The sequence below is a fragment of the Fibrobacter sp. UWB12 genome, from assembly GCF_900142485.1.
GTDB lineage: Bacteria > Fibrobacterota > Fibrobacteria > Fibrobacterales > Fibrobacteraceae > Fibrobacter.
This window is the reverse complement of sequence record NZ_FRAZ01000003.1, coordinates 240,297-259,352: the sequence shown is the minus strand read 5'-3', so window position 1 is coordinate 259,352 and position 19,056 is coordinate 240,297. Positions and strand designations below refer to the sequence as shown.

Sequence of the window (19,056 nt, the reverse complement as noted above, 5' to 3'; positions counted from 1 at the left end):
TAATTTTCTTAAAAACAAACCTCTTTAATATACAGCACGAGTTCCTCCTGTCGAATATGTTATAGGCTCAACACAAACCTTAGTACCTTCATGCTTGTAGCCTAAATCTTTGCAAACAGCATATTCTTCATTGCAGGGGTCTTCACACCATTTTTTGACTTCTTTTTCCCATATAGTCGATTTCAAACCGTCCACAACATAGCGGCTTACCATGGCAGGGCCACATTGCGGATACTTCTTGTAATTCCAATTGCGATCAGAGCACCAGAGCCACAAATAAGAATTACATTCATTTTTAGACAAGCTATCGTTACACATTGTCTTTAAATTCGTACAATTTGCGATATCGTTATTTTTAAAATTACTAGCCACGCAATATCGTTTTAATCCATCGGCATAAGCCATTGACTTTTTCTCAGCAGTAATGGTATCAGGCAGATACTTGCTCCACTTGTCAACATCCCAATCTTCTTCGTTTGCTTGCATCATAGCCGCTTTTACACGAGATGGATAGCAAACGTCTTCGTTTTCGACATATTCGAGGTCGCTATTGCTATAATACAAATAAGCATTTTCATTCGCCGATTCCAAGTCGCTAGAGGGGCCACGTCCAGCACAATAAACATCCAAATAAAGTCTACAACCTTTTGAATCCCAACCTTTTGAATTATCTCCATCTTCATTTTTACAATGTCGATTCGCAATGCGTTTCATACTCACCCATTTTTCAGAGTTCACTTTCATAAACACTGTTGTACGCGCCATTCCTGTAAACACGCCCATTCCATTTTCGATATTGGATTCAGGAACAACACGTGAATCCGAAACAGACTGTTTTACCTTATTCACATAATCAATATAGGACTCATCCGTTGAATAAAGATCTACAGAAAATTGGCCCACCGGAAGCATCATATTCGTCAGGTGAAGAGTATCCAAATTTTTGATACCACCAATTATATAGTTTGCGGCATACCCGAGATTCTGCTGCGTTTCCAAAGGATCGTGCATTGCAATGCCGCGGTAGCCATCTTCATCTTCAGAGGTAAAGCCTTCAAACATTTTATTGACGGTCGTGTTCGTGGCCTCACCGTTCTTGGAACCGTAATTCATTATGGATAAAACGCCACGGACAGAATGGTCATAGTCTAATGCAGCTCTTACAAATTCCATATCCATCGGGTATTCCAAGAAATCCATTTCAACTACATCGCCATCATTATACTCCACCCATTCAAAACTTCCGTCTTGCTTGGGGATATTGAAACCCTTGACCTTCACAGGGTTTGGAATTGTCGCTTTAGCCTTATACGTCGATTCTACATAATGGCCTGCACTATCCCATTCAAATGTCGCTTCAAGCGTGTATGTTTCGCCTTCGATACCTGTATAATTGGGTCCGCATGTAACATATCCAGCCGCAGGAATGCATTTCGAAACCATCAAGTAAGACGATGGATAAAAGCAATTTGGAGTGCTACCGGATGCCGTAAGTTGAATCGTCTCTTCTTCACCTTTACCAAATTCACCTCCAAAGCGACCTTTCATAGTCACCTTGGCGTTTTTGTAAAATGCAAAGTTTTCTGCCGTTGTTTCATCAAGTTCATAGACTTTCGAGAAACAAACCTCCGGCCTTTCACCCGCGACAATGTAACCGTACGTATAAATGCCGGTATAGATATCACGTTCCTCAGGATAGTATTCCCACGGGCCATGGAAATCGCAAGCGACTAAAAGCATCACCAAGATGCACAATAAAAAGGCACTGGATCCTTCGACTACGTCCTTGCGGACTTCGCTCAGGATGACACATTCATTCTTTCGTCTAGAAGTAGTATTCATAATTCAGCATAATCGGTAAAAAGGGGAACTGAGTAATTTCTGTTTTCTTCGGAGGAGTCTTTTTCGTATCGTAATAGGTAAAGAACATGTTTTCGTGATTTGTCAAGTTGATAATCGTCCAACTAAAATTCCACTTGCCTTCACGGCCTATATCGATAGCTTTCAAGTCAACGCGGAAGTAATCTGTTTGGCGGCCCGCATTGCGGCTTCCCGGAATCACGACAACTTCATCTGAGTATCTTTGGTGCCCTAAATCTTGCGAAACGTAATATCCTTTGTATTCACTGATCGGCATACCCGACGAATACTTCAGTGCAAGTGACGAACGGAAATAGCGCCCTTTTTTCTTGTGTCTCCAAAGAGCATCATCACCGCCCTTCCAATTAATCCCCAAATCCAACTTTAATGCATACGGCTGATGCCAACTCGGAAAATAAGCCTTGGTCCCATCATTTGTTCGTGCAACGCTAAGACTTTGGCTCCAGTTGATTCCGCCAAACCACCAACCTTTATCTTTACGGAGCGATAGCTCGTAACCAAGGGAATAGCCTTCTGCCGTACCAAAGCCATCTGCGACTACAAATTCATCCGAAGCAGTTTCTTCATTACTATCAAGAACAGCCTTAAACGTATTCAAATCGCTTTGCGACTTGTAATAAACGCCTGCTGTAAAATCGTAGCCTTCAAAGAGGTCGCGTTGGCTATATTCCGCAGCAAACAACCATGACGATGACGGTTTTGTCTGCTTGCCCTTCGTTGTTGTCGTTGCCGGGTAATAAAATTCGTTCAACGTTTCTTGGTCTGTATAGACAATCGAATTCAAGTATTGCAAGTAGTAACCGCCATAAAGTTCCAGCGACTTTGTATCATCGAGATTGATGTTCAGCGAGGCGCGCGGTTCCACACCAAAATGTTTCGCAGCCGTTTGATAATTGAAACGCAAACCATATTGCAACAAGTAATCGGGATTTATTTTCCATGCATCTTGCACATAAGCGACATGATGGAAAGTTTTTTGAATGTCCTTAATTGTCATCGAAGCCATCGCTTCTTGATAGCGTTCATAATCATATTCTAGTTCGTAGCCCATCGTAACTGTATGATTGTCGATACCACGATAATTCAACCACTGCTTACCGGCAAATGTATAGAGGAACATTTCAATGGACATGAGGTCGCTCACCTTCATCGTCTGGTAGAATTTGCTGTAAGCGAGTGTCGCATTGTAATCCCAATCGCCATTAATCCGGTGGTAGAATCCAAGCGGTATCGCAACATTACCCCAGTCCATGTAAAGCGGGTCAAATTCCAAGCGGTCCTTGCCAATGTAATAGCTGAACTTGAGTCGGGTATCTTTAGAAAAGTCGTACATAAATGTACCCTGCAAGTCCGTAAATTCATAATCGAGATCAAGGTCCAAAAGCCCAATGGCATTGCACAAATCAAGAATGTAGCCGATGTAAGTCGTACGCCCCGCAAGTACCCAGCGAGCCGGGCCCTTATGACCTTCAGTATGGAGCTGTGCCGCAAACGTACTGATTTTAATGCTCGACTTGCTGAACCATTCTTCCACAGAATCCTGACCGCCGGCACGGCCATCCATCTTGAGCACGGAACTCAGGCGGTTACCGTACTGCGCCGGGAAACCACTCTTGTAGAATTGCACATCGTCAATACCTTCGACGAGGAACGTGCTGAAAAGTCCAAAGAAATGCACCGGAGAATAGACAACCGCATTGTCGAACAAGAACAAGTTCTGGTCGGCAGCACCACCGCGCACATAAATTTTGGAACTGAAATCGGAACTTGCGACAACGCCCGGGAGCGCCTGAATGCTCTTAATCACATCGGCTTCGGCAAGGCCCGGCATGCGCTTGATGGACTTTGCGCTCACCACGGATTCACCCGGTTTACGCTTAGGACGGCGACGCAACTGCACCACGACTTTTTTAAGCTCGGTAATTTTTGAATTTGCGCCACCTGCAGCCAGGAGCGCATCGACGTCGACACTTTTCGCGCTATCCTGTGCAGATTCTACATCGGGGCGTTGCGGGGTGTCCCCGCTAGAAGGGGTAGCGGGAGCCGCCTGCGCGGCGGACGCGAGGGGAGAGCCCTCCCCACCATTGTTTTCACTTGAGACAACGCTTTCTGGACCAAGCGTCATGCTGAACGTGCTGTCGTTTCCAAGATAAATCAACTCATAGCATTTTTCTTTTTCAGCCCCCGCTGTATCGGAATTCGTGACGCACACGTTCCAAAGCGTATCTTCCGGGAGCACCACGCTAAAGGGATTTCCGACCGTTGTCTGCAGCGCCTCGCCCGTTTCAAGAATTTCGACATTCAGCTTTTCGTGAGCTCCAAAAGACGCATCTTGAACAACCCCATTAAAGACAATGCTATCGCGAGCCGACGCAAACGCGACCACAATTAAAACAGAAACAGCGATTCTCAGCATAAAATTCATTACAATTTCAATTCCTTTCCCCAATGGAACACTTCAAGATGCAAAAAGTGTTACCATATAATTTGAAAATTTAATTTTTTTTGTTTATAAAAAAGGAAATCCCCGAACAAGTCGGGGATGACAACTCAGCCTCAAGATGGAACACTAGAATCTACCGAAGGTAAGTCCTGCGTAGAATCCCGGCCACCAGCGGCCTTTATGGCTCTTGTAGCTCACATCATCGTGGTAATCGCCCAGCGGCTTGAGCAACAACTTGTTTATATAGCCTTCACTCGTCAAGTTCAGCGTACCGCCCACTGAGAGGCCAAAGCCCGGAACAACCTGATAAACATAGCCTACGCGACCGCGATGGTGGTATCCAAACTTACAATCGCCTTCATCCACGCCAAATTTATCGTAAACGTTGAAGAAGGTGTATTCCAATTCCCAATGGCTACCGTACTTTCCGAACTGGGTGCCAACACCCACACCGTGTTCATAGAACTTTTCGAACTCCTTAAAGATGTGGCCTTTCTTGAAGAATGCCGCCCATTCAATGTTGGTATAGAAGTAGGCAGTACCCAAATGAAGGGATCCTCCAAGTGCACCCATTTCGTTCAAGTAAGGGGTTGCGCTCCATACGCCGTTTCCGACAACGTTGATGATGCCAACCGGAGACTTTTCGCAATGCGCACAGATATTGATAATACCCCACTGGCGACCCTTTTCATTCGTGGCATAGTTGACAACGCCTACCTGCAAATGTTCGTTGACGTGAGTCGCGTTCACACCGGCCGCAATCTGGAGCTTAGAATTCGTGGCATAGTTGACACCCGCAACAACTTGCATCTTTGCCGCCTGAGCCACGTTCACGCCAGCCGTCACTTGCAAATCCGTAGTTTTCGCATAGTTGACACCCGCAGAGACCTGCAAACCATTCAGCGAATCAACGGCCACGTTCACGATACCAATCTGCGCACCCGAGGACTTGTCCTTCGCAATGTTCACAACCGAGCTCACCTGCGCACCATCAAAAGACCCTGCGTAGTTTGCCACAGACGAAAGCTGAGCGCCTTCAAAATGATCTTTTGCCACGTTCACAATCGTTGTCGCCTGCAAGCCGTGCATTTCCTTTTGAGCAATATTTGCAAACAAGCTCACCTGCGTACCCAACATGTAATCCTTCGTACGAGCGACGAACAAGCCCAACTGCAAGCCCTTACGCGGATCGCTATCCGTATTCACGAAGTTAAACGTCGTACGGAACTTACCGTTATGATCCAGGGAATCAAGCGAGCAAGCAATCGTATCGCCGCTTGTGCAGTTCCTATTGCCACCTATTTCTCCACGAAGCACCGTCTGTTCCGCAACGACGCTCTTGAAACTGCCAATGGAAAGCTTTTCGCGTTTGCCGTTCGAAAGCACAACCGTAGCTCCCATGTAATCCAGATTCTGCTGCAGGTTTACCGTGTAATTCCCTGCAGGGAGCCCAAGGCTCATGGCATGTCCCTGTTTTTTGTTGAGTTCCGCCACGAGTTCACCAGCATTATCGCGAATGTACAGGCGTCCATATACACTTTCATCCAAATCGAGGCCTGCGCTTGTTGCACGTAAATCGGTCATCACCACGTCACCCGTACCCGCAAGGTTCATATCACGGCTCGGATGCTGTGCGCCACCCAGTGTCGTTTCCGTCTTTTGCAATGTTTCATTGAACGCGAACTGGTACGCTTCCGAGAGCGTCACGCGGCCATCGCTACTCAAGTCGCCTGCGCCACGGAGACCGCTCACAAGCGAGTGCGTAAAGAACGAGCCCTTGAGTTTATCGCTTTCCTGGCTTGATTCATCTTGCGTGCTGCTCGTGATAAACGCATAGCCCTTCATGTCACTGCTCTGGTCAACCATAAAAGCAGGCACCGCCTTACCGCCCTTCACACGGGTAATCGCACCAGAACCGCAAGCATCAATCACAGCAATTTTCACATCGGCACTGAGGGCGTCAATGCGATCGCGCAAGTCCTTCCAGGCGTAAGTTTCTTCGCCCAAGCGGAGGCCCTTTTCATCGGCATGGCCGCTGTAATAAACGAGCACTTCATTGCGGCCACTCACGCTCTTGTCCTGCAAAATCTTTGCATCCAACTTAGAAAGTTCCTTCTGCAAAGCATCCACAGACGGTTCCTTCACCAAGATTACATTCTGCGGAAGCACGCCACCCATTTCCTTAAGCACCTTGGCAAAGGAACGGGCATCGCTTTCCGCATAGCGCAGCATTGGACGGCCAGCCCCGCCGTTATTGGCACTGACGGCAACCACATAGCGATTGATACGGCCCTCTGTCGTAGCATTTGCGGCATTCGCATTAGATGCAAAAACCAACAAAATGAGCATAAACGCAAAAGACAAACCCGACAACACCCCAAAAGCTTTATTCGAAATCATAAACATTATTTACCCACCTTTTTGAGAGTAAAACCAATCACCTTCACGTCGCTTCTTTTGAGCAACTTATCGACATCATTTTCTTCGACAGCAAATTCCTTGGAAGACGTCACAAAGAAGAACTTTTCAAAGTAAGGAGCGTTGTCCAATTTGTACGCAAACGGGAGCGAATTCATTTTGCCCGGAGCAAGTTCAACAGCCTTTTCTCCATCGCCCATGTGGAGAGTCAATGCGCCATTGCCGTCCATGCTAAAAAGGAGTCCAAAGCATTTTTCAGGCACGGCATAGCGCAATTGAATCTCATCACCTTCGCCGACAGAATCAAGATCGTTCAGCTGGACAATTCCTGCCGGAGTCTTTTTCCATACTTCCATGCGGGCGTCAAGTCCCTTGATTCGCGTATCGGATTCATTTTCGGCAAGAGCAACCTGCGTGTTTTGCGAACCATTGACTGTTGCAACATCGCTACCCACGCGTTCGTTCATCACGGAAGTTTCGCTTTGGGCAAAGAACGCCACCAAGGCAATCGCAAAAACGAACATCGCCGCAGCCGCAAATTTCACGAGCGTAAAGCGCCCCGCATTTTTCGCAGCAATTTTCGCGGCAATCCCGGCAGCATCCGTTCCAAGATTCGCGGCAAGCGTTTCAAACGGCAACTTGCTCAAAATTGCCTTGTTGTCTTCGCGGAGCATTTTTACGCGATTTGCAAATACGGCATCATTCGCTTCGAGTTCGCGAAGCTTATTCATTTCTTCTTCCGGCAAATCGCCAGTCAGGAATCGTTCTAATTTCCAATCGGGAATCATCACTGAACCTCCAGAGTTTTAACTTTGGCCTGTAACCCGCGCAAACGCTTGCGCACACCACTTACCGAGAGTCCGACTTCACGGGCAGTCTCTTCAAGCGTCATTCCATCGACAAAATGGAGGACTGCCATTGTGCGGCTAGATTCGGGTTCCTTCGAAAAGAGCTTCGCCAGCACATTTTTCGTTTCGTAATCGTCATGCTCGTCTTCGGCACAAGCGATGCTCAAAAGCAGGCTAGAAGAATCCACATCAAGTCCACGACGACGCTTATCGCGAATGCGGTTGAGGCAAAGTCTCGTTGCCGTATTCCACAAAAGGCTACTCGGCGATTGCATGTCCAAACGTTCCTTTGCAGAATAAATCCGCAAAAAAACGTCTTGCATGAGGTCGCTAGCCTCAGCGTCATCGCGAAGGAGTTGCAGACAACGCCTATAGACCATAGGCGCATACTTCTCGTAAATCTTCGCAAATTCTGCTTTTTTTAAGGTTTCTAGGCTTTTCACGTTTATGTAACACCGGAGGTAATTAAAAGTGTTACCATAAAATTTAAAAAAATTTAAGTATAATCTGTCATTCCCGCCTCCGAGCGGGAATCTCCCTTTTTTCAAGCCCAAGAGGGCGATCCCGTCCCCATTCGCGGATCATGACCACATAAGCGCTTAAGCGCAAGTGGTCAAAGAGCACAAGGCTGGGATGACAATGCGATGCGGCCGGGATGACAGCGCTAAATCGAGTCAGAACTGCGCAAAGTTTGCATGGAACGGCGGAAAATTTCCTTCCCGGCCCCAAGTTCAAAGAAATACTTGAAAATTCCCAAATCGACCTTGGAAAAGTAAGCCAGACGGTGCTTTGCAAAAACACGCCCGCTTTCATCTATAGTAAACTTAGCCTTAAACTGGTTCAAAGCCGAAGGCGCAAGCATAACGTAGTCAATTCCCTTCTTAAACCAATCCGGAGCCTTATCGTAATCCGGCGCAATACGCGTCACCGGTTTCATCGGGTGTTGCACCCCTTGCGTTTCACCAAAGCCAAGTGCAATCACGAGTTCCAGTTTTTCGCCATCGTCAATTTCAATGGTAGGCGTTTTCTTGAATGTAAGGCCCACAACGCAAGTATTCAGGCCCAAAGTTTGCGCAAAAAGCACGAGTTCCGCCGCCGCGTAGCCCGCACGTTCATCAAGCGTAGCCTCGCAACCAGCCGTCGATTTTAACCCCGCAACGGCGATATAATTTTTTACATTCCTAAAAGACCCATAATGAGCCAAGCGGCCACTAAAAGCCACATCATCATTCACAATAAGTTGCATGTGGAGCGCAAAAGTTTCATTCAACCTTCTAATATGCGCCTGTAGTTCCTCCACTTGCTCCTTTGTAAGCGAATCAGGGCGATACCGACGTACAGAATGTCGTGCAAAAACAGCTTCGTCCAAAGTCATTTTTTCTCCTTTATATAACACCCGATGTGTCCGCTATCACCAAAAAAAAGATAAATTATATATGAACAAAGTGAATCAATTATTTTGTCATTTTTAATTTTTGGGGGATAGGATCATATGAAAGTTCAAGATCGTTTTCTCAAGTACGTTAGCTTTACTACCACCTCAGACGAATCAAGCGAAAGTTGTCCGAGCACCAAGCAGCAACTGGAACTTGCCAAATTTCTAGCCGATGAACTAGAAAGCATCGGCCTTTCGCAAGTAAAAATGGACGAAAACGGCTACGTTTACGGGCTCCTACCAGCCACCGCAGGCCGCGAAAACGATACCCCCATCGGCTTCATCAGCCACATGGACACATCGCCGGACTTTTCGGGTGTTAATCCCAAACCGCAAATCATCGAAGACTACGATGGTGGCGACGTACTCCTCAAAGGCTCGGGCGCAACTCTAAAAGTCGATGACTTTCCGACACTCAAATGGCTTAAAGGCCGCACGCTCATCACGACCGACGGCACAACGCTCCTCGGTGCTGACGATAAGGCAGGCATTGCCGAAATCGTGACTGCCATGGAAGAGCTCGCCGACACCGACAGGCACGCCGAAAGCCGCGGCTACGAAAACCTTTCCGGCCATGGAGACATCTGGGTCTGCTTTACGCCCGACGAAGAAATCGGACGCGGAGCCGACCACCTGGACTTGAGCTACTTCAAGGCAAAATACGCCTACACCGTCGATGGCGGTTACGAAGGCGATATCGCCTACGAAAACTTTAACGCCGCAAGCGCTACATTCAAGATTCACGGCAAGGGAGTGCACCCCGGCGAAGCCAAGGGCATCATGAAAAATGCAAGCCTTATGGCCGCCGAAATTGCAATGTCTCTCCCCGAAAACGAGACGCCAGCCACCACCGAAGGCCGCGAAGGGTTCTATCACCTGACCGACATCCAAGGAGACGTGACCGAAGCGACTCTCAGCTACATCGTCCGCGACCACGACCAGACAAGATTCGAGGAACGTCAGGAATTCCTGCGCGAAATTGCCGAAAAGTTCAACGAAAAATTTGGCGAAGGCGTTGTCGAACTCGAAATCAAACATTCCTACAGCAACATGCTGCAAATTATCGAAAAAACGCCCGAAGTCCTTGAGCGCGCCCGCACCGCCATCGAATCCGAGGGTGTCACAGCCGTGAGCGACCCCGTCCGCGGCGGTACCGACGGCGCCAAGCTCAGCTTTATGGGCCTCCCCTGCCCGAACCTCGGCACAGGGGGGTACGGCTACCACGGCCCCTTCGAGCACGTTACCGTCGAAGGCATGCAAACGGTCGTCAAAATCATCAAGAAAATTGCCGAAACAAGAGGATAAAAAGAGCTAAATCAGCCAGCGCCCGATTCATTCCAAATTGAAATAAAAATTCCCGTAACATTCCCGTAATTTTATTATACATTTTCACCTAAGAAGGAAAAAATGTTACAGGGAATACTTGCTTTCAATTTTTTAGGTCTTTCGGGGAATGCCTGGTTTACCATCCTCGTCATCATTGCGCTTTTTGCCGCAATGATTTTTTCAAAATTGCGCACCGATCTCATCTTCGTCGCCGCCATGTCCATCTTATTTATAAGCGGAGTCCTTGATGTCAAAGGTGCTTTTGGTGGTTTCTGCGCGCCATCCGTTCTCGTCATCGGAGTCCTTTTCGCAGTCATTGCAGGCCTCAACCAGACAGGCGTTTTAAACTGGATTGTCAAGCACCTGATGGGCACTCCCAAAACACTCACGGGAGCCATCACGCGCCTCATGCTCCCCGTTGCCCTTTTGAGTTCCCTCCTCACCAACACGACCATCGTTGCCTTGTTCATCAACATCGTGAAGATTTGGTCCAAAAAGCTTGGCATTTCGCCGTCCAAGCTTTTGATTCCGTTAAGTTACGCTTCGGGAATGGGCGGCATCTGCACCTTGATCGGAACCCCGCCAAACCTCATTATTTCAGGGCTCTACACCGATGCGACCGGCATCCACCTCGGGATTTTTACGACAACGATTTGCGGGCTATTCTGCCTCGCCGTTGGCATTTTGTCTATTATCGCTTTGCAAAAACTCTTACCCGAACGCAAGTCCCCGTTAAGCGGCGTTGGCGATGACGAAATGACATTGGAACTTTGTGTGCCCTCAAAGCACAACTTTATCGGCATGACTTTGCAAGAAATCTACGACAGCAATCCGCGCGGTTTCGAGAAAGACAAAAAATCAATTCTTGCCATCCGCCGATTCGATAACGAAGTGGAAGTTGCGACTCCAGACTCCATCATCATGGGCGCAGACCACATCATTGTTTCTGGAAGGCCCGATCAACTCCAATGGATTTGCAATAATCTTCATTTAAAGAACGAGCACTTGGAAGGCGTTATCGAAAACGCCACAGTTGGCAAAAAATTCGGGAAGAAAACAGCCATTTCTGCAGCCATCATGATTGCCATGGTACTTCTTTCGGCATTCAATATTTTGCCGTTGCTCTCATCTTGTTTACTGGCGGCCGCCGCCATGATTGTTTTTCGTTGCTGTTCAAGCAACCAAGCGATGAGCGCCATCAACTGGGAAATCATCATTGTTTTTGCAGGTAGCATTTGCCTCGGTAAAGCGCTTGAAACCACAGGAGTCGCCTCAAAAATTGCAAGCAGCATTTTGAGCGTTAGCGGGAGTAACCCCTATATCACGCTTGCCATCATGTGCGTTGTAGCGACATTCATCACCGAATTCATCAGCAACACGGCTGCCGCAGCCTTGTTCTGCCCCATCGCAATGAGCGCAGCAAATGCCCTTGGCGTAAATCAACTCACATTCTGCATTGCATTGATGATTGCTGCAAGCAGTAGCTTTGCCACCCCAATTGGCTCCCCCACCCACATGCTCGTTTACGGGCCGGGAGGTTATCGTTTTACAGATTTTGTTAAAATCGGTCTTCCGATGAATTTTATCATCCTAGCCGCAAACATATTTATAACAACATTGATTTTTCCATTTTAATAATATAAGTTAAACTTATCAGATTCATCAAAAGCAATTATACATTTAAACATACGGAGGTCAAATATGCATATATCTTTCGTTATATTCGTTCTAATTGTTATCGTCATCGTCGCCGTTGCTGCATACGCCCTTGGGCGTAGAGTCCGCAAGGAAACCAAGCAGAACGCGCCCGAAGCTTTGAACAACACTCCTTACGAAGACTGCATCAAGGAAAACGAGACTAAGTTCAAATACGGAACATTCACGGACGCCCGCGATGGTGAAACGTACCGCACCATTCAAATCGGGAACCAAGTCTGGATGGCCGAAAATTTGCGTTTTAAGACCGATGGCAGTTTCGCACCAAATAACGAAGAATCGAACGTCGAAAAGTTCGGTCGTTTGTACACATGGACTAAGGCTCTTGACATTCCTGATGAATACGCCGAACAATCCCCGGCAAAGGACATCGAGATGTACAACCGCATCAAGGACAAGAACTACAAGGGCATTGCACCAGAAGGTTGGCACATTCCAAGCAACAAGGAATGGGAACAACTTCTCAGCAATCTCGAACCAAAATCTGATGGTGGCGAACTGCGAGCCAAATTCATGTGGAAGAACAAAGGCAAGGATTCGTTCGGATTCTTCGCACTCCCCGCGGGCTACCGCTTTGACAACGGCAACTTCTGCCATTTCAGCAGACGCGCCCGTTTCTGGAGCAAGGATGAATACGGCAAGGCTAATGCATTCCGCCTAAGCATTACCAACAATTCCGTAGACATCGAAGGAGTTTACAGATCCGATGCCCTTTCGATCCGCTGCGTGAAAAACGTGTAGCAGCCTTCATCCTGAGCGTAGTGCGTAGCACGAAGTCGAAGACAACCTCGAAAGGCGAGAGTCGCATCCATACTCCTATGGATATGACCGAGCCAAAGAGGTTGGGGCTTGCCGCATCCAGTCAAGTCTCGACAAAACAATTCATTTAACGCAAAAGTCCCTCGCGAAAATTCGCGAGGGCTTTTGTTTTAACGCTTATGTAAGAGCTCCATTATTATCGGGGAGTTTGGTTGGATGGGTTATCGCCGTGAATGTAGCTTACAAAAGCGAAACGTCTGCTATCGGAAGCCCAAGAATTGACATTAATCGTTCCTTGCCCACCAAATAGTTTGAATATGGTTTGTGGAGTGCTCCAATTTTCAACAGCATTTTCACAAGCATCCTCATTTTCATGCGCCACTCGACGCATCAAGCGCAATTCCACAAATTTATTCGGAACATGTTCTCCAGGACGAACATCTGTTTCCGAGTAAGCAACCATCACAACCTTTTGACGGTCCGGCGAAATATGCGGGAACCACGTGTTCCAATGCGAATCGAACGTCATCTGCGTTTGCTCGGAGCCATCTTGCCTCATGCAAAACGCCTGCATCCGCCCAGAACGCTCTGAATTAAACCAAATATATTCGCCATTGCAATCATACTCGGGGCCATCATTCAACCCGAAAGCAGTCGTGAGGCGAGTTTCATTGCCACCCGTCGCCGGGATCGTGTAAATATCATACGAACCATTGCGTTCCGCACAGTACGCAAGCGTTTTTCCGTCCGGCGTAATGCCGTGCAAATAGCTTGGCGCAAGCGGAGTAACCAATCGCGGCAAACGACCGTCAAAGTAAATCTTGTAAATACGCGAAAGCCCGTCTTCTTTCGTATGATGGCTAACATAAACGCCACTACCATCCGGATCAAGAACATGGTCGTTATTGCAGTTATCTACAAAATAACTTTCAATTTCGCTCACTTCGCCTGACGCTATCGTGTACTTAAAAATACGACCATTGCTGTTGTACGTGAGGAATGTTCCATCAGCGCTCCAGTTGGGCGCTTCAATCACGCAATCAAATTCCTTGAGAACCTTAGCTTCGCCAGTTTCGACATCAAAGACTTGCAAAATAGATTTGTCGCCATTACGGTTCCAAGTTTCACCCGGAGAAATTTCAAACGGGAAACTCACGCCAAACTGTTCGCGAATTTTGTCCATGAGCGTCATGAATTCCATCGTTTTGGCATGAGTCATTTCCGGGCGTTCCCAAATAATTTGTTTTGAGAGTGAGCGAGGAGCCGAGTGGTCGCAAAGTTCATGCCGGAACTGCGCAGGGTTTTCAATCGCTTCCTTACATGCAAGAACTTCGTATTCGTAACAATTGCAAAGACGCGGAGGTTCAATCGTTTCGACGACATTCCCCGCAACATCAAGCAGTTCCAACTTTACCATGTCATTCAAGTTTTGCACACGGATTTGGCCTGCGGTTCCATAAATAAAGCCTTCGTTATGCGTTGGCGAAACCATCGAAGTCTTGAGATAAGCGCGCTGACCATTTTCGTACGTGATGTTGACCCAATCACTCGCATCCACGCCCGTCTTGAACTTGACGCATCTGCAATCCATCGATGTAATTTCGTTACGGACGAAATTGCCATCAGAAGTTTCGCGTGTGCCAAGGAACAAGTCCGCAAACGTAAGGCTGTAAATACCGATATCCAAAAGCGCACCGCCCGCAAGCGCAGGGTCATGCATACGGTCACGATCGCTAAGTTTCATCGAAAAATCAGCCTCGACCGTTTCAACATTTCCAATGCGCCCATTGCTAATCCACCCCCGAATTGTTTCCAACGCAGGCAAGAATCGTGTCCACATCGCCTCGCACAAGAAAACGCCCTTATCATGCGCAAGCGAAATTACTTCTGCAGCAAGCTTTGCATTCGCCGTAAAAGCCTTTTCGACAAGGATATTTCGGCCATGTTCAATACAAAGTTTTGCAAATTCATGATGATGCGAATGTGGCGTTGCAATATAAATCAAATCTATTGCAGAATCCGCCGCAAGTTCCTCGTAACTGCCATACGCTTTTTCAAAACCATATTCTTTAGCAAAGGCCTCCGCCTTTTCCAAATTGCGGGAAGCCACGGCGTAACACTCCACGCCTTTCCCCTGTTTTTCCAAAGTCTTTACGGCAGCCGCCATCTTTGTAGCGATATGGCCACACCCGAGAATCGCAAACTTAAAAGATTTCATACCATAAATATAAATCGCCTGCGCCCAAAACCGCCAAAAAAATTTGCACCCCCTGTTTACCGCTGTAGCCGAATAAAATCAAACCCGTTTATCAGTTGCCGCCCACATTCAAGTCTGTCATGCCCGCCACCGCGCGGGCATCGCCCTCATCGTCAAACGCTCTAGAATTTGATATATTTCTCACCATGAAGCAGATTGAAACAGTTGCAGTTGTGGGTCTCGGGGCTGTCGGCGCCGTTGTGGCAGAACAGCTCTTAAGCGTTCTCGGGAACAAACTTTATTGCGTGATGGACGCCGAACGCAAGGCGCGATACCAAGCCAGCGGAATCGTCATCAACGGAAAAAAGGCGGACTTCAACTTTGTCACGCCGGACGAAGTTCCGGTCGTTGACCTTGTGATTTTTGCGACCAAGAATTTGCAATTCAACGAAGCGCTAGCAGAAGCGAAAAATGCAGTCGGACCGAACACAGCGTTACTTTCGCTTTTGAATGGCGTGCATTCCGAAACAGAAATCGAGCGCGTTTACGGCACCGAAAAGACGTTATACGGATTCATCGTCAATTTGCAGTCTATCAACAAGCACGGAAATATCGACTGTGCAGGCCGAGGCATCATCCTCTTTGGCGAAAAAGACAACCGCCGTTCCGAACGCGTCGAAAGCATCCACCAGCTTTTTGAAGCAGCGCACATTGTACACAAGATTCCAGAAAACATCCGCCTAGAAATGTGGAAAAAACTCTTGATGAACACCGTATTCAATTCGATTGGAGCCATTTGCCGTTCAACATTTGCGGGTTTCAATTTTCCAGTGATGCAATCGCTTGTGCGTAAAATCGGAAACGAAGTGATCCAAGTAGCAAACGCCGAAGGTTTTGCCCTCACAAACGAAGACCTTGAAGAGAACCTGCGTCTCACATGCAACTACACGCCACTCGGCAAGTGTTCTATGCTACAAGACATCGAGGCCGGTCGCAAAACGGAGAATGCGTATTTCTGCGGAACCATCAGTAAGCTCGGGAAAGCGCACGGAATTCCAACACCCTATTGCGAATTCTTAAGCGAACTCATCGAAGGGACTGAACTCGCGCGAGAATTGCAAAAGAAGAAATAATGGATCCCCTCCCTAACGGTCGAGGATGACGGAGAAGCAGGATTGCGTCACTCGCAAATGACGGTGATGCTATAGATGTTTCACAACTTCCACGTCAGCGGGGAGCCAGTTGACCGTATTTAAAGTTTCGCGGTCAAGCCATTTGGCATCTTCGTGCTCCAAAAGTTTCGGTTTGCAGCCTGTGGCGAGTGTGCAATAAAAGCAATGCATGGTCAGGTGGAATTTCGGGTAATCGTATTCCACCGTGCAAATTTTTTCGCCAACATTTACCTTAACCGCAAGCTCTTCCTGGAGCTCACGAACAAGCGCCTGCTCCGGAGTTTCACCAGGTTCCATCTTGCCGCCCGGAAATTCCCAGCCATCTTTTTGATCGCCATACCCGCGTTGCGTAGCAAAAATGCGCCCGCCATCTACGATAACACCTGCGACAACTTCTATCGATTTCATGGTGTAAAATGTAGAAATAACAAGATTTAACGTCAAAATTTGCCTAAAATAAAAAAAATTACGCTTATAAGAATTTTATATAGCCAAACCTCTTGACTTTTCAAATTAAATTTTATAAAATTTAATTGTATAAAATTTAACAGTGTATATGGAGAAAAAATATGACAATCTACGACTTCACACTTACCGACGGTAAAGGCAACGAAGTTCCGCTCTCAAAATTCAAGGGCGAAGTCATGCTCATCGTGAACACGGCAACCGGTTGCGGATTCACCCCGCACTACAAGCCGATCGAACAGATGTACACGGACTTCCACGACAAGGGCTTCGAAGTCATCGACATTCCATGCAACCAGTTCATGGGCCAGACCCCTGGCACAGACGACGAAATTCATGAATTCTGCACGCTCAAGTACGGCACCACGTTCCCGCAGATGAAAAAATCCGACGTGAACGGCCCGAACGAACTCCCGCTCTACACCTACCTGAAATCCCAAATGGGTTTTCAAGGTTTCGGGTTAGGAATCAAGGCCGCCGCAATGGCCATGCTTCTGAAGAAGATCGACAAAGATTACAAGAACAATCCTGATATCAAGTGGAACTTCACAAAGTTCGTCATCGACCGCGCAGGCAACGTTGTCGCCCGTTTTGAACCCACTGCCAAAATGGAGGACGTGCGTTCTTGCGTTGAAAAGCTACTTTAGGGGGTGCAATGACATGTCCTCAACTAAAACTTGAAAATCAACTATGCTTTCCGTTGTATGCGGTATCCAAGGAAATCACACGTCGCTACGCGCCGTTCCTGGAACCGCTCGACCTCACCTACACGCAGTACATCGTGATGCTCGTGTTGTGGGAAGAAAAAAAATGCAATGTAACGGAACTCGGGAAAAAGCTATTCCTCGATTCAGGAACGCTCACCCCGCTCCTGAAAAAACTCGAGAGCAAAGGCTACATCAAGCGCACCCGCGAGTCAAGCGACGAGCGTTGCCTTTCTGTAAGCCTTACCGATGAAGGTGAAAAGCTGCAACTTAAAGCAGCGAACGTTCCTAAGTCCATGGCAAGTTGCGTAAATTTGCCGGAAGACGAAGCAAAGTCGCTTTACTGCACGCTTTACAAAATCTTGGAAAGCCTTAGGAAAGACGCATGATAAAAATCTTGTTCGTATGTCACGGGAATATATGCCGTAGCCCCATGGCAGAATTTGTAATGAAAAAGTTGGTACGCGACATTAGTTCGTCCGCAAAACATGTTACGACGAACAGCGCATTGACTGCCACAGACTTCGAGATAGCATCTGCAGCGACAAGCACCGAAGAAATCGGCAATCCAGTTTACCCACCCGCAAGACGCATGCTCGCGAGTCACGGAATCGATAGCAGCGGGAAGACAGCACGTCAAATGACCGTCGCTGACTACAACCATTACGATTACATCGTACTCATGGACCAGAACAACCTCCGTAATCTTCGTTGGATTTTGCCTCGCGACATTTACGAACGAGAACTCGCGCATCCCAGCAAAGTTTCACTCTTGATGGATTGGGCGGGCAAAAGCCGCGATGTGGCAGATCCTTGGTATACCGGCGATTTCGAAGCAACATGGCGCGATGTCAACGAAGGTTGCAAGGCCATGCTCCAATCTATTTGCAAATAAAAAGACCGATTATTCCAACTTGGACCATTTAATACTGGTCTACAGATTTTCAATTTTGTAATTTGCGCAGCAACTCATACTTCAACTTAGCGCTACCCTTTTGGGGTAGCGCTTTTCATTATAAACTAATTGTAAATATTCCAATTTAAATCAAAAATCACTACTCTGGAGAAATGTTGCTTTGTAGTTTACATAGTGGGCGGTCATCCGTCTAACAATAAAAAACAGGAGGCAATCATGAAAACGGTAAAATTAATGACGGCTGTCGCGCTCACGTTTCTGGTCACAGCGTCGTTCGCGTCAAACAAAGTCGTCAAATCAAAACTCGGTGACCTCGAACTCACCAACCAAAAAGACGGTGGTTCCGTAGTCTGCACCGCAGGTTTCAATGACGAACTGAAGATTCTTAAAGAATCAGAAACGGCAGTCCTTGTCAAAGGAAAGTGCGGTAATGGTTGGGTCGAAAAATCGAAAATCGAAACAGTCGCAGCCAAAGTTGGTGATAAATCTATTTCATTGGACTCCATCACCATCGGTGGTTACACTGACGATCCGACCCTTTGGAACATCCTCGTGGATAACGTCAATGATTTCGAAGGCGTCGAAATCAATCGCGACTTCAAGGAATACCTGACGTACACGATGGATAGAGAACAAACTGAAATTCGAAATGGAGAGAACTAGTAACCAAAAAAAACATCATACAAATTATTTAAACTCATCAACCTTAACCTTTCGCTACCCTCTAGGGTAGCGTTTTTTATTACAAGCTAACTATAAATATTCCAATTTGAATC

General features: G+C 47.2%; 16 protein-coding genes and 1 pseudogene. 8 read left to right on the top strand and 9 right to left on the bottom strand.

The window, feature by feature from the left end; genetic code table 11:
• Positions 1 to 24: 24 nt before the first annotated feature.
• The 6 genes from BUA34_RS05920 to BUA34_RS05895 form a co-directional block, all read right to left on the bottom strand.
• Positions 25 to 1,842, bottom strand: a complete 1,818-nt coding sequence (locus BUA34_RS05920) for a DUF4249 family protein (RefSeq protein ID WP_072827812.1) — start codon at positions 1,840 to 1,842, stop codon at positions 25 to 27.
• Entirely contained in the window at positions 1,826 to 4,297 is a 2,472-nt protein-coding gene (locus BUA34_RS05915) for a TonB-dependent receptor plug domain-containing protein (protein WP_254794347.1), read from the bottom strand. The genes BUA34_RS05920 and BUA34_RS05915 overlap by 17 nt, the downstream gene beginning before the upstream one ends.
• Before the next feature lie 153 nt (positions 4,298 to 4,450).
• Positions 4,451 to 6,724 carry a caspase family protein gene (locus BUA34_RS05910; RefSeq protein WP_175545423.1) on the bottom strand — a complete coding sequence of 758 codons (2,274 nt, stop codon included), beginning with the start codon at positions 6,722 to 6,724 and terminating at the stop codon, positions 4,451 to 4,453.
• A gap of 5 nt (positions 6,725 to 6,729) precedes the next feature.
• Positions 6,730 to 7,533, bottom strand: a complete 804-nt coding sequence (locus BUA34_RS05905) for a hypothetical protein (RefSeq protein WP_139255885.1) — start codon at positions 7,531 to 7,533, stop codon at positions 6,730 to 6,732.
• The gene (locus BUA34_RS05900) at positions 7,530 to 8,033 is read right to left on the bottom strand and encodes an RNA polymerase sigma factor (RefSeq protein WP_083579750.1); all 504 of its coding nucleotides are present in this window, start codon (positions 8,031 to 8,033) and stop codon (positions 7,530 to 7,532) included. The genes BUA34_RS05905 and BUA34_RS05900 overlap by 4 nt, the downstream gene beginning before the upstream one ends.
• Before the next feature lie 221 nt (positions 8,034 to 8,254).
• Positions 8,255 to 8,965 (bottom strand): nitroreductase family protein, encoded by a 711-nt coding sequence (locus BUA34_RS05895; protein ID WP_072827808.1) that lies wholly within the window; start codon positions 8,963 to 8,965, stop codon positions 8,255 to 8,257.
• 117 nt (positions 8,966 to 9,082) lie between these two features.
• On the opposite strand from BUA34_RS05895, the gene pepT reads away from it, so the two are divergent.
• The 3 genes from pepT to BUA34_RS05880 all read left to right on the top strand — a co-directional run bounded on the left by pepT (position 9,083) and on the right by BUA34_RS05880 (position 12,808).
• On the top strand, positions 9,083 to 10,330 hold the full coding sequence (pepT, locus tag BUA34_RS05890) for a peptidase T (RefSeq protein WP_072827807.1): 1,248 nt from the start codon (positions 9,083 to 9,085) through the stop codon (positions 10,328 to 10,330).
• 102 nt (positions 10,331 to 10,432) lie between these two features.
• Entirely contained in the window at positions 10,433 to 11,986 is a 1,554-nt protein-coding gene (locus tag BUA34_RS05885; protein WP_072827806.1) for an SLC13 family permease, read from the top strand.
• A gap of 66 nt (positions 11,987 to 12,052) precedes the next feature.
• The gene (locus tag BUA34_RS05880; protein WP_072827805.1) at positions 12,053 to 12,808 is read left to right on the top strand and encodes a fibrobacter succinogenes major paralogous domain-containing protein; all 756 of its coding nucleotides are present in this window, start codon (positions 12,053 to 12,055) and stop codon (positions 12,806 to 12,808) included.
• Positions 12,809 to 13,022: 214 nt separating this feature from the next.
• On the opposite strand, the gene BUA34_RS16245 is transcribed toward BUA34_RS05880, so the two are convergent.
• Together BUA34_RS16245 and BUA34_RS16240 are read right to left on the bottom strand one after the other, a co-directional pair.
• Complete coding sequence (locus tag BUA34_RS16245) at positions 13,023 to 13,982, bottom strand: TolB family protein (RefSeq protein WP_371555551.1); 960 nt, start codon at positions 13,980 to 13,982, stop codon at positions 13,023 to 13,025.
• Between the two features lie 291 nt (positions 13,983 to 14,273).
• Positions 14,274 to 15,044, bottom strand: a pseudogene (locus tag BUA34_RS16240) (Gfo/Idh/MocA family protein); the annotation flags it as partial.
• Positions 15,045 to 15,229: 185 nt separating this feature from the next.
• Here BUA34_RS16240 and BUA34_RS05870 point away from each other — a divergent pair.
• Positions 15,230 to 16,156, top strand: coding sequence for a ketopantoate reductase family protein (locus BUA34_RS05870; RefSeq protein WP_072827803.1), 927 nt, complete (start codon positions 15,230 to 15,232; stop codon positions 16,154 to 16,156).
• Between the two features lie 69 nt (positions 16,157 to 16,225).
• On the opposite strand, the gene BUA34_RS05865 is transcribed toward BUA34_RS05870, so the two are convergent.
• Complete coding sequence (locus tag BUA34_RS05865; protein ID WP_072827802.1) at positions 16,226 to 16,603, bottom strand: (deoxy)nucleoside triphosphate pyrophosphohydrolase; 378 nt, start codon at positions 16,601 to 16,603, stop codon at positions 16,226 to 16,228.
• 161 nt (positions 16,604 to 16,764) lie between these two features.
• On the opposite strand from BUA34_RS05865, the gene BUA34_RS05860 reads away from it, so the two are divergent.
• The 4 genes from BUA34_RS05860 to BUA34_RS05845 all read left to right on the top strand — a co-directional run bounded on the left by BUA34_RS05860 (position 16,765) and on the right by BUA34_RS05845 (position 18,943).
• Positions 16,765 to 17,307: a glutathione peroxidase gene (locus BUA34_RS05860; RefSeq protein WP_072827801.1), complete on the top strand. Its 543-nt coding sequence runs from the start codon at positions 16,765 to 16,767 to the stop codon at positions 17,305 to 17,307.
• An 8-nt stretch (positions 17,308 to 17,315) separates the two neighbouring features.
• On the top strand, positions 17,316 to 17,753 hold the full coding sequence (locus BUA34_RS05855; RefSeq protein WP_072827800.1) for a MarR family winged helix-turn-helix transcriptional regulator: 438 nt from the start codon (positions 17,316 to 17,318) through the stop codon (positions 17,751 to 17,753).
• A complete protein-coding gene (locus BUA34_RS05850; protein ID WP_072827799.1) occupies positions 17,750 to 18,259 on the top strand; it encodes a low molecular weight protein-tyrosine-phosphatase in 510 nt (169 codons plus the stop codon). The genes BUA34_RS05855 and BUA34_RS05850 overlap by 4 nt, the downstream gene beginning before the upstream one ends.
• A gap of 237 nt (positions 18,260 to 18,496) precedes the next feature.
• Complete coding sequence (locus BUA34_RS05845; protein WP_072827798.1) at positions 18,497 to 18,943, top strand: hypothetical protein; 447 nt, start codon at positions 18,497 to 18,499, stop codon at positions 18,941 to 18,943.
• Positions 18,944 to 19,056 lie beyond the last annotated feature (113 nt).

Excerpts from the sequence above, each read along its gene's own strand:
- BUA34_RS05920 (WP_072827812.1), bottom strand. The coding sequence starts at position 1,842 with ATGAATACTACTTCTAGACGAAAGAATGAATGTGTCATCCTGAGCGAA.
- BUA34_RS05915 (WP_254794347.1), bottom strand. The coding sequence starts at position 4,297 with ATGCTGAGAATCGCTGTTTCTGTTTTAATTGTGGTCGCGTTTGCGTCG.
- BUA34_RS05910 (WP_175545423.1), bottom strand. The coding sequence starts at position 6,724 with ATGATTTCGAATAAAGCTTTTGGGGTGTTGTCGGGTTTGTCTTTTGCG.
- BUA34_RS05895 (WP_072827808.1), bottom strand. The coding sequence starts at position 8,965 with ATGACTTTGGACGAAGCTGTTTTTGCACGACATTCTGTACGTCGGTAT.
- pepT (WP_072827807.1), top strand. The coding sequence starts at position 9,083 with ATGAAAGTTCAAGATCGTTTTCTCAAGTACGTTAGCTTTACTACCACC.
- BUA34_RS05885 (WP_072827806.1), top strand. The coding sequence starts at position 10,433 with ATGTTACAGGGAATACTTGCTTTCAATTTTTTAGGTCTTTCGGGGAAT.
- BUA34_RS05880 (WP_072827805.1), top strand. The coding sequence starts at position 12,053 with ATGCATATATCTTTCGTTATATTCGTTCTAATTGTTATCGTCATCGTC.
- BUA34_RS05870 (WP_072827803.1), top strand. The coding sequence starts at position 15,230 with ATGAAGCAGATTGAAACAGTTGCAGTTGTGGGTCTCGGGGCTGTCGGC.
- BUA34_RS05865 (WP_072827802.1), bottom strand. The coding sequence starts at position 16,603 with ATGAAATCGATAGAAGTTGTCGCAGGTGTTATCGTAGATGGCGGGCGC.
- BUA34_RS05860 (WP_072827801.1), top strand. The coding sequence starts at position 16,765 with ATGACAATCTACGACTTCACACTTACCGACGGTAAAGGCAACGAAGTT.
- BUA34_RS05855 (WP_072827800.1), top strand. The coding sequence starts at position 17,316 with ATGACATGTCCTCAACTAAAACTTGAAAATCAACTATGCTTTCCGTTG.
- BUA34_RS05850 (WP_072827799.1), top strand. The coding sequence starts at position 17,750 with ATGATAAAAATCTTGTTCGTATGTCACGGGAATATATGCCGTAGCCCC.
- BUA34_RS05845 (WP_072827798.1), top strand. The coding sequence starts at position 18,497 with ATGAAAACGGTAAAATTAATGACGGCTGTCGCGCTCACGTTTCTGGTC.